The sequence below is a fragment of the Nonomuraea aridisoli genome (assembly GCF_003236395.1).
Classification (GTDB): Bacteria; Actinomycetota; Actinomycetes; order Streptosporangiales; family Streptosporangiaceae; genus Nonomuraea; species Nonomuraea aridisoli.
The window spans coordinates 1-12,163 of record NZ_POUD01000275.1 but is presented as its reverse complement, the minus strand read 5'-3'; the positions used below and the strand labels follow the sequence as shown (position 1 = coordinate 12,163).

14 protein-coding genes and 1 tRNA gene are annotated in these 12,163 nt (G+C 71.3%); 6 read left to right on the top strand and 9 right to left on the bottom strand.

All coding sequences use genetic code 11. The features are described from left to right. Window positions 1–775 (bottom strand): amidohydrolase family protein (locus C1J01_RS39640; RefSeq protein WP_111184167.1); only part of this gene is annotated, 775 nt, incomplete at its 3' end. 91 nt (window positions 776–866) lie between these two features. Here C1J01_RS39640 and C1J01_RS39635 point away from each other — a divergent pair. Continuing rightward, window positions 867–1,856 carry a LacI family DNA-binding transcriptional regulator gene (locus C1J01_RS39635; protein WP_111184165.1) on the top strand — a complete coding sequence of 330 codons (990 nt, stop codon included), beginning with the start codon at window positions 867–869 and terminating at the stop codon, window positions 1,854–1,856. Window positions 1,857–1,875: 19 nt separating this feature from the next. On the opposite strand, the gene C1J01_RS39630 is transcribed toward C1J01_RS39635, so the two are convergent. Next, on the bottom strand, window positions 1,876–2,256 hold the full coding sequence (locus C1J01_RS39630) for a phage holin family protein (RefSeq protein WP_111184163.1): 381 nt from the start codon (window positions 2,254–2,256) through the stop codon (window positions 1,876–1,878). Between the two features lie 113 nt (window positions 2,257–2,369). Here C1J01_RS39630 and C1J01_RS39625 point away from each other — a divergent pair, with 113 nt between their 5' ends. Then, a complete protein-coding gene (locus tag C1J01_RS39625; RefSeq protein WP_111184161.1) occupies window positions 2,370–2,645 on the top strand; it encodes a hypothetical protein in 276 nt (91 codons plus the stop codon). Between the two features lie 55 nt (window positions 2,646–2,700). Here C1J01_RS39625 and C1J01_RS39620 read toward each other — a convergent pair whose 3' ends face one another. Continuing rightward, complete coding sequence (locus C1J01_RS39620; protein ID WP_146615891.1) at window positions 2,701–3,477, bottom strand: FAD:protein FMN transferase; 777 nt, start codon at window positions 3,475–3,477, stop codon at window positions 2,701–2,703. A 50-nt stretch (window positions 3,478–3,527) separates the two neighbouring features. Then, the gene (locus C1J01_RS39615; RefSeq protein ID WP_146615890.1) at window positions 3,528–4,226 is read right to left on the bottom strand and encodes a ferredoxin reductase domain-containing protein; all 699 of its coding nucleotides are present in this window, start codon (window positions 4,224–4,226) and stop codon (window positions 3,528–3,530) included. Window positions 4,227–4,278: 52 nt separating this feature from the next. Between C1J01_RS39615 and C1J01_RS39610 the strand changes: the two genes are divergently transcribed. The 3 genes from C1J01_RS39610 to C1J01_RS39600 all read left to right on the top strand — a co-directional run bounded on the left by C1J01_RS39610 (window position 4,279) and on the right by C1J01_RS39600 (window position 5,995). After that, window positions 4,279–4,668 (top strand): OsmC family protein, encoded by a 390-nt coding sequence (locus tag C1J01_RS39610; protein WP_111184171.1) that lies wholly within the window; start codon window positions 4,279–4,281, stop codon window positions 4,666–4,668. A gap of 283 nt (window positions 4,669–4,951) precedes the next feature. Further along, window positions 4,952–5,872 (top strand): nucleoside hydrolase, encoded by a 921-nt coding sequence (locus tag C1J01_RS39605; RefSeq protein ID WP_220040334.1) that lies wholly within the window; start codon window positions 4,952–4,954, stop codon window positions 5,870–5,872. Window positions 5,873–5,921: 49 nt separating this feature from the next. Beyond that, window positions 5,922–5,995 (top strand) — tRNA-Lys (locus tag C1J01_RS39600). Window positions 5,996–6,039: 44 nt separating this feature from the next. On the opposite strand, the gene C1J01_RS39595 is transcribed toward C1J01_RS39600, so the two are convergent. Both C1J01_RS39595 and C1J01_RS39590 read right to left on the bottom strand, forming a co-directional pair. Continuing rightward, window positions 6,040–7,233, bottom strand: coding sequence for a CopD family protein (locus C1J01_RS39595; protein ID WP_146615889.1), 1,194 nt, complete (start codon window positions 7,231–7,233; stop codon window positions 6,040–6,042). 34 nt (window positions 7,234–7,267) lie between these two features. Continuing rightward, on the bottom strand, window positions 7,268–8,731 hold the full coding sequence (locus C1J01_RS39590) for a serine hydrolase domain-containing protein (RefSeq protein ID WP_111184151.1): 1,464 nt from the start codon (window positions 8,729–8,731) through the stop codon (window positions 7,268–7,270). Window positions 8,732–8,907: 176 nt separating this feature from the next. Between C1J01_RS39590 and C1J01_RS39585 the strand changes: the two genes are divergently transcribed. Beyond that, window positions 8,908–10,092 (top strand): RNA-guided endonuclease InsQ/TnpB family protein, encoded by a 1,185-nt coding sequence (locus C1J01_RS39585; protein ID WP_111184149.1) that lies wholly within the window; start codon window positions 8,908–8,910, stop codon window positions 10,090–10,092. A gap of 123 nt (window positions 10,093–10,215) precedes the next feature. Here the strand turns inward: C1J01_RS39585 and C1J01_RS39580 are convergent, their stop codons facing one another. From C1J01_RS39580 to C1J01_RS39570, 3 genes are all read right to left on the bottom strand, one after another. Continuing rightward, window positions 10,216–11,055, bottom strand: a complete 840-nt coding sequence (locus tag C1J01_RS39580; protein ID WP_111184147.1) for an alpha/beta hydrolase family protein — start codon at window positions 11,053–11,055, stop codon at window positions 10,216–10,218. A 29-nt stretch (window positions 11,056–11,084) separates the two neighbouring features. After that, window positions 11,085–11,798: a cupin domain-containing protein gene (locus C1J01_RS51585; RefSeq protein WP_220040332.1), complete on the bottom strand. Its 714-nt coding sequence runs from the start codon at window positions 11,796–11,798 to the stop codon at window positions 11,085–11,087. Next, on the bottom strand, window positions 11,795–12,163 hold a 369-nt coding region (locus C1J01_RS39570; RefSeq protein WP_146615888.1), incomplete at its 5' end, for an aldehyde dehydrogenase family protein. The genes C1J01_RS39570 and C1J01_RS51585, both read right to left, overlap by 4 nt.

Sequence of the window (12,163 nt, the reverse complement as noted above, 5' to 3'; positions counted from 1 at the left end):
GGTCGGGGGCCGTGGCGTAGGGGGCGTCGGAGCCGTTGACCACGACGTCGATGCCCAGCTCGCGGACGATCGCGTCGATCGCGCGCGGCCCGTACGACGAGGTCTCCACGAAGAAGCCCGGGTCGACCTGGCCGCGCCCGCCGCCCCGGGCGGCCAGGCGCTCGGTGTGCAGCGGCGCGAGGCCCGCCAGCAGCGCGAAACAGACGCGCAGCCGCGGATGCCGGGGCCGTACGACGGCGTGGAAGTGGTGCCACGCCGCGTGCATCTGCTGCACGTACGGCACCAGCGCCGGCCACCACGGCGGCGTGCCGGGCGGCGCGGCGGCCGGTCCCGGATGCACGAACAGCGGCAGGTCACGCGCGGTCAGCACCTCCAGCAGCCGGTCGTCCGGCACCGCCGTGGCCGGGATCTGCAGGCCGGCGAACCCCCGGTCGAGGTCGGCGGCCAGCCGGTCGGGGTCGGGCTCGCTGTGGCAGGTGGCCGCCCACGCCCCGAAGGGCTCGCCCAGCCCCAGCGCGCCCTCGTGGTAGGCCTCGATCAGCGGCCAGGCCTCCCCGGGCGGCAGGAACTCGACGCCCAGCGGGCTCGACAACGACACCAGCGCCAGCTCCAGCCCGGCGGCGTCGCGCCGCTCGTGGTCGGCCGGATCCACCTCGTACGGCGGCTCGCCGTCGAGCAGCAACGTCCAGCCGTCCAGCCGGGGCGGCGACGTACGGGCCCGCAGCGCCGCGACGAACGCGGGCGTCCACAGGTGCTGGTGCACGTCGATGCTCACGGATTCCCTCCCCTAATTCCCTACTGACAATACAGGTAAACTGGCGGGAGGCTGACACCACGGTGTCGGTGTCACGGAATAGGCTGGCGGAATGCCTCGCAAGAGAGCCACGATCCGTGAGGTGGCGCAGGCCACGGGCCTGTCACCGGCGGCCGTCTCCTACGCGCTGCGCGGCCTGCAGGTGTCCGAGGAGACCATGGAGCGGGTGCGCGCCGCCGCCGCCGAGCTCGGCTACGAGGCCGACCCCATCGCGAGGGCGCTGGCCAGCGGCCGCAGCGGCATGATCGGCGTGTTGTGCGGCTCGCTCGAAGACCTCTGGCAACAGTCGCTGGCCGTCGGCATCAGCAGGGGCCTGCGGGAGAAGGACCGCTACGCCCTGATCCTCGACGCCGTCGGCGACCCCGGCAGGGAGCGGGCGCTCGCCCGGCAGCTGCGCGACCAGCGCGTCGACGGCTTGATCGTGCAGCCGATCGACCCGGCGGCGGAGTTCTGGCGCGAGTTGTGCGAATCGGTCCCGGTGGTGGCGATCGGCGACTCGATCGCGGGCACGGCCGGCGAGGTCGTCTTCGACAACCGGCGCGGGGTCACGCTCGCCCTGGAGCATCTGCGCTCGTCGGGCCACCGCCGCATCGCCGTGCTCACGCCGACCCGGGCCAGCACGCCCGACCGGCCCGCCGACGTGCACGTCACGGCCGAGGCCGACCGGCTGGGGCTCGACATCGAGGTCGTCTTCGCCTCCCACGGCCTGGCCGCCGCCACCGGCGCCGCCCACGAGCTGCTGTCGGGGAAGCGGCCGACCGCGGTGTTCTGCTTCGCCGACTCCATCGCCTACGGCGTCTACGCGGCGGCGCAGGAGCTGGGGTTGTCGATCCCGGGCGACGTGTCGGTGATGGGCTACGACGACCACCCGATGTCGGGGCTGCTCTCGCCCGGCCTGACCACCGTCGACTGGGACATCGACGGCATCGTGCGCGCGGCCGTCCGGCTGGTCGCGGCGGCGGCCGACGGCGGGGCCCGCCGCCGCCGGGTCGTCCAGCGTCCCACGCTGCGCGAACGCAGCTCGGTCGCCCCGCTGTCGTGAGCGCCGCCAGGAAGAAGGGTCAGTCGTTGTCGGGGATGAAGAGACCGAGCAGCCAGCTCACCAGGCTGACGATGATGGCGCCCCAGAAGGCGGCCGGATAGAAGTTGTCGACATGGAAGGGGATGTCCAGCTGGCCGGCGATCCAGCCCGTCAGCAGCAACATCGCCGCGTTGATGACGAGCAGGAAGAGCCCCAGGGTCAGGACGATGATCGCGCAGCCCAGCGACTTCACGATCGGCTTGACGATGGCGTTGACCAGACCGAAGATCAACGCCACGACGAGCAGGACGCCCCAGTAACCGGCCGAGCCGGAGGGGGCCGCCACCTCGATGCCGTCGACGAGCTGGATGGCGACCCACAGGGCCACCGCTGCCGCGAGGGTTCTGATGATGAATCTCACGCTGCTTGATCCTCCCACTTCGGCACGGGGGCCGCGATAGGTCCGTACCTCTACGATGCCTCTGAGTTATGGGCTCGTGGCGCAGGGAAGGGCGTGCAGGGGGAGGAAGCAAGATGGACGTGAACGAGCTCGAGTCGTTGCCGGCCCACGAACTGCACGAGCGCGCGGTGCGTTACGCCGTCCGCCACGGTGACCTGGGGTTCCTGTGGGACCTGTTGAAGGTGATCCCGGCCGCCGAGGCCGCCAGCGGTCACACCACCGAGAGCGCCAACGACCTCAGCAAGGTCTCCGCGCTGCTCAGCGACGCCATCGCCGCCGGTGAGGGCAAGCTGGGCGAGGCCCTGCGCCCGATCTACATCGAATATCTGCGTCGACACCCCGACGCCTAGCGGACAGCGTCGGACGGCCCGGTCGCCTCGGCCGGGCCGTCCCGTGCGCCCGGGGTCAGACGGCCAGGCGGGTGGCCGACCCGGTGTGGCGGGTGAAGCCCGGCGTGGTGGTCTCCTGCCCGTCCCGCGCGATGATCATGGTCTCGTACGGCCCCGACGCGGCCAGGTCGGCGGCGAACCGGCGGGCCAGCACGGGGCCCATGGCGTACAGGGCGGTGGCGTACGCGTCGGCCACGCCCAGGTCGGGCCCGATGACCGTGACCGAGCCGATCCCCTCCTGGACCCTGCCGGTGCGCGGGTTGACGATCGGCTTGCGCCCCGAGGTCGCGATGCCCAGGTCGTGGGCGTGGACGACCGCGCGCACGACGCCGGTGCGCGGGTCGCGTACGGTGATCCGCCACGGCTTGCCCGGCATCGCCGAGCCGCGCACCCTGACGTCGCCGCCCGCGCTGATGCGGTGGTCGACGGCACCGGCGTTGCACAGCGCCCGCGACAGCCGCTCGAGAGCCCAGCCCTTGATGTAGCCGGACGGGTCGATCACGCCGTTGATCCGCGACTCGAACCAGCCGTTCGTGGCCTCGCCGAGCTCGTCGCAGCGGTGCAGGACCTCGATCAGCTCGGGGATCTGGCGGATCGTCTGACCGCGGTTGAGCCGGCCGACCTGGCTGTCCTCCTTGGCGGGGCTGAAGGTGTCGTCCACCCACCTCAACCAGGCGAACGCGTCATCGAGCACGGGTGTGAGCTCGCGCTCCGGCAACGCCGTGCGGATGTCCACGCTGACCGGCATGCCCATGACCATTTCGACACGGGCGCTTCCGGGGAAAGTCGTCACCTTGCCTCCTTGTCCGGCGCCCACGCTTTCAGACCGGTCATATGCTCAGGCTAAACCTTTTGCCGGGAAGTGAAACTCACCTGTGACCTGGGGACGGACAGACGGGCCAGGGCGCCGCCGACGTACCGCTGGAACCGGACGGGGCCGGCCACCTCGACCTCGCGCTCGGCGATGTCGGGGATCTCGCGGCCCAGCCCGGAGGCGCTGACGCGTTCCTTCGCGCGCGGGTCGTGCTCCGCGCCCACGACGAGGATGAGCCGGTAACGGGCCTCCAGCTCGCGCAACTCGTCGGTGACGCGGTCGGCGCGGTAGACCGCCACGGTGTCGGTCTCCCCGGCCAGGCGCTCGCGCAGCGCCGACGGGTCGAGCCCGGTGGCGATGAGCAGCCGCGGCCGGGGCGGGTGCACCCGGTGGTTCCAGATGACCATCACGGCCGCCGCCGCGTACAGCAGCAGCGAGCCCACCCGGCCGGGCTCGGTCGCGTCCGCCGTCAGGCTGAACTGGCAGGCCACCAGCAGCGCGCCGGCCAGGTAGCCGCCGAGCCGCAACCGCTGCCCGGCCTCCTCGGTGCGCAGGTAGGCGGCGGCTCGCACGGTGAGGAAGCCGACCCCCACGAGCAGCGCCGCGGCGACGTAGGCCACCGGCGTCAACGGGTGACCGAACCCCGGCCGGACGGCGCCGACCTGGGCCACCGCGACACCGGACCAGAAGAGGATCGGGCCATGATGAGCATTCGCCTCGCTAGCCATGGCTTCACCATGCTGAACGAACATGAGAGCCATCTGAGTAGGGTCTGTGAACATGGCTAACGTGCGAGTCGAGCGGACTGAAGACGGATTCCGGGCCACCAACGCCCGCGGCGCCGAGGTGCGGATCGGAGGCGGAGACGAGGCCGGGGTGTTCACCCCGGTCGAGCTGCTGCTGGCGGCGGTGGGCGGGTGCAACATCGTGACGGTCGAGCCGCTCACCGCCAAGCGGGGGCACCGGCTGGTGCGGCTGGAGATGACCGTCCAGGCCGAGAAGGTGGAGAGCAACAAGCTGGGGCCGGTGACGGTCACCTACGACGTGGAGCTCCCGTCGGAGGCGGCCGACGAGGTCTTCAGGGCGGTCGCCGAACGCGTGCACGAGAAGCACTGCACGGTGAGCCGGACACTCCAGGACGGCACTGACGTGCGGTTGGAACTTCCGTAAATGGATTAAACCGATATTCGACCCCGTTATGACGCGACCGTTGCATTCGCCTCGGTAGCGTTGTAGCAGGTCAGGAGCTCTGGCGACTGGCCGAGGACCTTCACCGATGCGGACGCGGAGGGGGACCGCGGTTCGCAAAGTGCGGGACCGCCGGCGTTTTTGGGGGAAAGCGCCGGCCTGGACCGCCACCGATCGGGCCGGGCAGCTTTGGGGGAACTGCCCGGCCCGATCCATGCCCGGGGCCAGATGTGTGCGTCGTCCGGTTCATGCGTACGCTGCGGACGTGACGAAGGTTCTCATCGACTGCGATCCCGGCATCGACGACGCGCTCGCGCTCGCCCTGGCCGCCGGATCCTCCCTCGACCTGGTGGGCCTCACCACCGTGGGCGGCAACGTCGACCTCTCGCTGACCACCGCGAACGCCCTGGCCCTGCGTGAGTTCCTGGAGCTCGGCGACGTCCCGGTGACGCCCGGCAGCGCCGGAGCACTCATGCGGCACACCGTCAGAGCGGGCCACGTGCACGGCGCCACGGGCCTCGGCGACGTGACGCTGCCCGCGCCGCGGCGGGGGCCCGCGCCGGGTCACGCGGTCGACTTCATCGTGGAGACGCTGCGCGCCCGGCCCGGCGAGATCACGCTGGTGGCCGTGGGCCCGCTGACCAACCTCGCCCTCGCCGTACGCCGGGAGCCGAGAGTCGTGGAATGGGCCCGTGACCTGGTCATCATGGGCGGCTCCTACACCCGCGGCAACCACAACCCGGCGGCCGAGTTCAACATGCTGGCCGATCCCGAGGCCGCCGCCATCGTCTTCGACGCCGGCTGGACGGTGACGATGCTGGGGCTCGACGTGACGCTGACGGCCGTGGTGACCAGGCAGGTGCTGGAGCGCATGGAGCCGCTCGGGCGGCTGGCGGGGCTGCTGGTGCCGGCCGCGCACTCGTACGGGGTGGTGACCGCCGAGAGCGGGCCGGCCATCCACGACGCGTGCGCGGTGGCGTACGTGCTGGACCCGTCGTTGTTCACCTGCGTGCCGGCGGTGGTGAACGTGGAGACGGCCGGGCAGTTCACCCGAGGGATGACGGTGACCGACTTCAAGGTCGGCGACCGTCGGGCCAACGCGCTCGTGGCGACGTCCCTCGACGTCAAGGGGTTCTGGGACCTGGTGATCGGGGCGTACGAGAGGCTGGCGGCCCGGCTGGGCTGAAGGAGACGGGCGCGGGCAGTGTCCGGCGGCTGATACAGTTACATCTGTTGCGCCGCTAGCTCAGTTGGTCAGAGCAGCTGACTCTTAATCAGCGGGTCCGGGGTTCGAGTCCCTGGCGGCGCACCCTCCGAAAACGGCTCGTCGTCACGACGGGCCGTTTTTCGCGTTCAGGGAATCATCACCCGGGCCGGGTCGGCGGCGGTGCGGCCGAGCCGGGCGGAGATCTTCGCCGTGGTGACGAACGACGTCACGACCACGGCGATCAGCAGCACGCCCACCATGATCACTCCGCCGCTGACCACCGGCTCCGCCGAACCGCTCTCCGCCCGCGCCGACCCGGTCAGGAACGTGAGCACGACCAGCACCCCGAGCCCCAGCACGGCCTCGACGGCGACGAGCCGGGGGAAGACGCGGACGGCGAGCCGGAACACCGAGCCCTCCTCCCCGGCGGCCTGGGCCCTGCCGATGCGCGGCATGAGGACGAACTCGTGCAGGGCGCCGATCGCCACCATGGTGCCCACCAGCACGAGCTTGACCAGCAGGAACCGGCCGAACTCGGTCGTGAGCAGGTCGCCGGGGCCGCCGACGTTCTTCCAGGCCAGCCACGAGCCGCTGACCACCATGCCGCCCACGGCCGCCAGCGCGACGACGCTGAACCTCGACCAGATCCGCGCCCACACGGCCCCCGCGCCGGGGGACAGGCGGCGGTGGGCCGTGGCGAGCAGCGCGAGCCCGGCGATCCCGCCGACCCAGGTCGACACCGACAACACGTGCACGTGGTCGAGGACGCTGCCCAGCACGCTGTCGAACGTCTCCGCGCCCGGATCCGTCGGCACCCACGTGACGGCGTAGGCGACGAACGCGATGACGTACGCGGCGCCGGCGACCTGCGTGACGCGGGTGTGCAGGCGGGAGCGCCACAGCAGGATCAGCACGACCGCCGACAGTGCCCACAGGCCGTACTGGATCGCCGCCTGGGCGCCGGTGGACATCCACTCGCCGGCCTTGGCGGGCGCGGTCAGGTAGGCGAGGACCCGTCCCGGCAGCACGGCCTCGGAGTACGGGATCTCCTGCCCTTTGACCCGCGCCCCCTTCCCGGCGAGCTGGAAGTACAGCGACACCAGGAACCACGTGCCGACGGCGGCCAGGATGAGCGCGGCGCGGCGACGGAGGACGTCGCGGTCGGCGGCGGCCACCGGTGAGCGGGTCAGCACGGGGTGCAGCACCAGCACGTAGAGCAGGGTGCCGCCGAACGTGCCGATCAGGCCGGCGAAGTAGGCGATCTTCGTGATGATCCGCCAGGCCGCCGGATCCGGGTTCGGATCGGCCGCCGCGAGTTGCGACAACGCTTGTGACAACACCGTTCGCCTCCTGGGGCTGATGACGTAGGGGGTGCTAGATCCGGCGCAGGCCGCGGACGGCGGGCAGCGCGGTCGGGCCGGAGTTGACGTTGACCTGGTGCTCGACGGTGACGCCGTCCGCGTCGAAGCGGAGCGTGAGCGTGTCGATGAACGGCGCTTCGAGGAAGTGCCACGTCAGCCGGAGGACGTCCGGGGAGGCCCACTCGGCGGCGGCCAGGATGGGGGCGCGGGCGTCCTGGTAGGAGTGGTGCAGCCGCCACACGCTCACGCCGGTGCGCTGCTCGGCCCACCGGCCGATGCCGTGTTCGACGGTGTGCCGGCCGTGATCGTCCTCGACCACGAGCAGCACCGCGTCCGCCGTCACCTCCACCGACAACGAGTCGACGCCGTGCTCGTTGGGCTTGAAGTCGTACGTCTCGCGGAAGCCGGGCCGGCACGGCGAGGGGCACAGTGGGTGCGGCTCGCGGGCGCGCCGCACCCACCGCTCGACCGCGTCGTCCTCCGCCGTCGCGCGCGCGGCGCCGCCGAACGCCTTCCTGAACGTCCGGCGCAACATCTCCGGAAGGTCGTGGTAGGTGTCCTCGCCCATGGCGCCGGTGACCACGACCACGCCGTCCTGGTCGGGGAAGATCATGCATTCCTGGCCGAAGATGCCGGAGGCGTTGTAGATCCGGTCCTCGGTCGTCCAGAACTGGTAGCCGTACCCGGAGTCGGCGACGGCGTCAGGAGCGGGCGGCAGCAGCTCCCGGCCGTTCCACGTGCCGCTGATGGCCCGGCGCACGTGCGGGGTGGCGGCCCGCCTCGCCCAGCCGCGGGGCAGGACGCGCTCGCCCTGCCACATCCCGTCCTGGAGATAGAGGATCCCGAACGACAGCAGGTCGCGTGGGCGCATCGACAGGCCGTTGCCGCCGCTGGCCACGCCCTCGGGGTCGTGCTCCCAGTCGAAGTCCGTGATGCCCAGCGGCTCGAACAGGCGCGGACGCAGGTACTCGTCCACCGGCTGACCGGACACCCGCTGCACGATCGCCGACAGGACATGACTCGTCGTGCTGCTGTAGACGAAGGAGCGGCCGGGCGGCTCCACCACCGGCTCCTCGAAGAACTCGCCGATCCAGCCCGTCTGGCGCAGACGGGTCGTCGCGCCCGACAGCCCGCGGCCGTGCCCGGTCCGCATGGTCAGCAGGTCGCGGACGCGCATGCGGCCCAGGTTCTCCGCCGGCGGGGCCGGCAGCCGTCCGTCGAAGAAGCCCACCACCGGGTCGTCGAGCCCTAGCAGGCCCTCGGCCTCGGCGAAACCGATCGCGGTGCCGGTGAAGCTCTTGGTGGCCGAGTGGATCTTGTGCTTGCGGTGCGGCTCGTGCGGCCACTGCCACAGGTCGAGGACCGTCCGCCCGCGCCAGTGGACGATCAGGGAGTGCAGCCGCATGTCCCGATCCGCCAGCTCCTTCAGGAAGGCGTGCACCGGGCACATGTCGATGGTCGCGTGGTCGTTCGCCATCAGAACCTCCCGAGGGGACCGGCGGCTTCAGCCATCGGGGGGATCGGGAGCGGGAGGGCCGTCAAGACCCGAGCGTGCCCTGACCTGCCAGGTCCGCGCATCATAGATGTCCTTCCGGATTCTGCCGGCGCCGGCCGATATCGTGGTCGTCTGGTTACCGAACGTGGGAGGTGGGAGTGCGCAGGTCGTTCAGGTTCCTGTTGCGTCCCACCGCCAAGCAGGCCGCCGCGCTCGCGCAGTGCCTGGAGGATCACCGGCAGCTGTACAACGCGGCCATCGAGCACCGCCGCACCGCCTACCGCAAAGCCGGGGTGACCGTCCGGTACGGCGATCAGTCGGGCGAGTTGAAGCACATCCGCGCCGACGACCCCGACGGTCAGGGCCGGTGGTCGTTCTCTTCCCAGCAGGCCACTCTGCGGCGGCTCGACAAGGCGTTCGCCGCGTTCTTCGCACGCGTCAAGGCCGGGCGCACGCCGGGCTTCCCGCGGTTCAAGGGGCGGGGCCGGTTCGGCACGGTGGAGTGGCCCAAGGACGGCGACGGCTGCCGGTGGGACTCCCAGCCCGGACATCCCTCGGTTACGTTCGTGCGGTTGCAGGGCGTCGGGCATGTGCGGGTGCACCGGCACCGGCCGGTGCGGGGCCGGGTGAAGACGATCAGCGTCAAGCGGGAGGGCAACCGCTGGTATGTGGTGCTGTCGTGCGACGACGTTCCCGCCGAGCCGCTTCCCGCCGCGGGTGCGGTGGCCGGGATCGACCTGGGTGTGGCCGCTCTCGTCACCACGAGCGACGGTGTGCACGTCGCCAACCCGCGCCACCTCGCCGCGACCGCCGATCGTCTCGCGGCGGCTCAGCGGGACCTGGCCCGTAAGAAGCGCGGGTCCACGCGCCGCCTCAAGGAGGTGGCACGGATCGCCGCCCTGTGCGGCAAGGTCGGCCGTCAGCGGGTCGACTACGCGCACAAGGTCGCGAACGCGCTGGTGCGCGGGTATGACGTGATCGTGCACGAGGAGCTGCGGATCGCGAACATGACCCGTTCGGCGTCCGGCACGGTCGAGGCGCCCGGCCGGAACGTCGCCGCCAAGTCCGGGCTCAACCGAGGCATCTTGGACGCGGGCTGGGGGGTGTTCCTGACGATCCTGTCGCACAAGGCTGAGAGCGCCGGTCGAGAGCTCATCGCGGTGAACCCTGCCGGCACTTCCCGCACGTGCGCCCGCTGCGGGCACTGCGTGAGGGAGAACCGCGTCACCCAGGCCGAGTTCCGGTGTCAGGCGTGCGGTCATGCTGCGCACGCTGATGTGAACGCGGCGATCAACATTCTGAGGGCAGGGCTTGCCCTTCGCCGGGCTGCGGAAGCGGCTTAGCGAGAAGCCGCTCCCTTCAGGGAGCGGAGGAGTCACGAATACCGTTCTCTCGTGTGTGTGTGTGGGCGGTGGGCGGGCTCTTGTAGGCGGGCTCTCGTCGGCGGGCCGGAGGCGGGCAGGTCTCTAGCGGGTGCCGCGCTCGTTCAGCAGCTTCCCGAGGAACTCCTGGACGGCGGGGATCACGGCGCTGCCCCGGTGACCGACGCCGGGGACGACGTCGAAGCGCACCTGGATGCCGTGCTCGTCGAAGTTCGCCCGCAGGCACTCCAGCCGCTCGATCCGGGTGCGGCCGGTCTGCTCCACGCCGTCGAGCCAGTTGGGGCCGCCGACGTTGTTGATCTCCCAGGTCTCGACGTCGTCGCCGCCGACCACCATCTGCACCGGCACCTTCCGCATGGCCTCGAGGTCGATCCGGGTGCCGAAGACCTCTTCGAACCCGCCGGTGCCGAGCCACCACGGCAGTGAGTCGTCGAGCCGGGTGATCCGGCCCGGGGCGCCGATCGACACCCCGGCCAGCCGGTCGGGGTGCACGTAGAAGAAGCGGTGCGCGAACTGCCCGCCGCCGGAGAATCCGTGCAGGTAGAACCGGGCGGTCTCGGTGTTGAACACCTCGCCGACCTCGTCCACGATGTGCAGCAGCTCCTCGTCGAACCGGATGCCGCCGGAGGAGAGGAACTTGAAGCTGTGCAGCTCGCGCGGCTCCACCAGTCCGGCCGGGAAGAGCGGCGTGAGGATGACGCAGCGGTGCTCGATCGCGAAGCTCTTCCACCGGTCGCGGTAGAGCTCGGCCGAGCGGCCGGTGCCGTGCTGGATGACGACGAGCGGCAGCGGCGCCGCCTGGGGCGTGTGGTCCTTGGGCACGTACAGGGCGTACGAGATGCGCTGGTCGTGGCGGGAGGCGAAGAACGGGGTCCCGCCGACGAAGTAGAACCCCTGGGGGTCGGGCTCGACGGTGGTGGGCATGGGGGACGTACTCCTCGGTCGTTGGGGGGTCAGAAGGCGGTCAGCACGTGCCGGAAGTGGGTCACCTCCGGCAGGCCCGCGATCTTGTCGCCGATGAGCTCACGCCACTGCCGGAACGCGGGCGAGCTCCGGAAGCCCGAGGTGTGGTCGTCGATCGACTCCCAGCCGACGACGAGGCGGTACTGCCGCGGGTTCTCGTGCGAGCGCTCCAGGACGAACGTGCGGGCGCCCTTCGCCCGCTGGAACAGGGGCGCGGCCGCGGCGACCGCCGCCTCGAAGCGTTCCTCGTGGCCGGGCAGGACGGTGATCAGCGCGCTCTCGTGCACGAGGTCGGCCGGGCCGGCCGGTCCGGCGGGGTGTTCGGCGTCGATGCGGGAGTGCTCGCCCGACTCGACGAGCGTCCTGGTCGCCTCCACGGACGCGTACGTCCAGAAGATCCTCATGGGCGCCGTGCCGGAGGCGTTCTCGAAGTGGTGGGGGACGTTGGCGGGCACGAACGTGGTGTCGAAGGTGCGCAGCGGGGTGCGGACTCCGTCGATGTCCACGACGGCGTCGCCCTGGATGACGATCACGGATTCGGCGACGTTGTGCGTGTGGTGCCCGATCTTCGCGCCGGGCTCGAAGCTCGTGATGCCGTTGAGGAACGTCGTCGCGCCGCGGGCGCCGGTCACGAGCGGCACGGTACGCGCTCCGGCGCCGCGGTCCTTGGCCGGCAGCTCGTCGGGACGGAGGATCGGGCTCATACCGTCACCGCCGGGCCGAACCAGACGGTCTTCACGTTGACGAACTCCCTGATGCCGTAGGAGCCGAGCTCGCGGCCGTAGCCGGACTTCTTGATCCCGCCGAAGGGCAGGCGCGGGTCGGAGGCCACCATGCCGTTGACGAAGACCGCGCCCGCGTCGAGGAGGGGGACGAGCCGGCGCGCCCGGTCGAGATCGGAGGTCCACAGGGCGGCGCCGAGGCCGTACTCGGTCCGGTTGGCCAGCTCGATCGCCTGCTCGGCCCCGCGGACCCGCGTCACGCTCGCCACCGGGCCGAACGTCTCCTCGCGGAAGGCCGCCATGTCCGGGGTGACGTGGTCGAGGAGGGTGGGCGGGTAGAAGAAGCC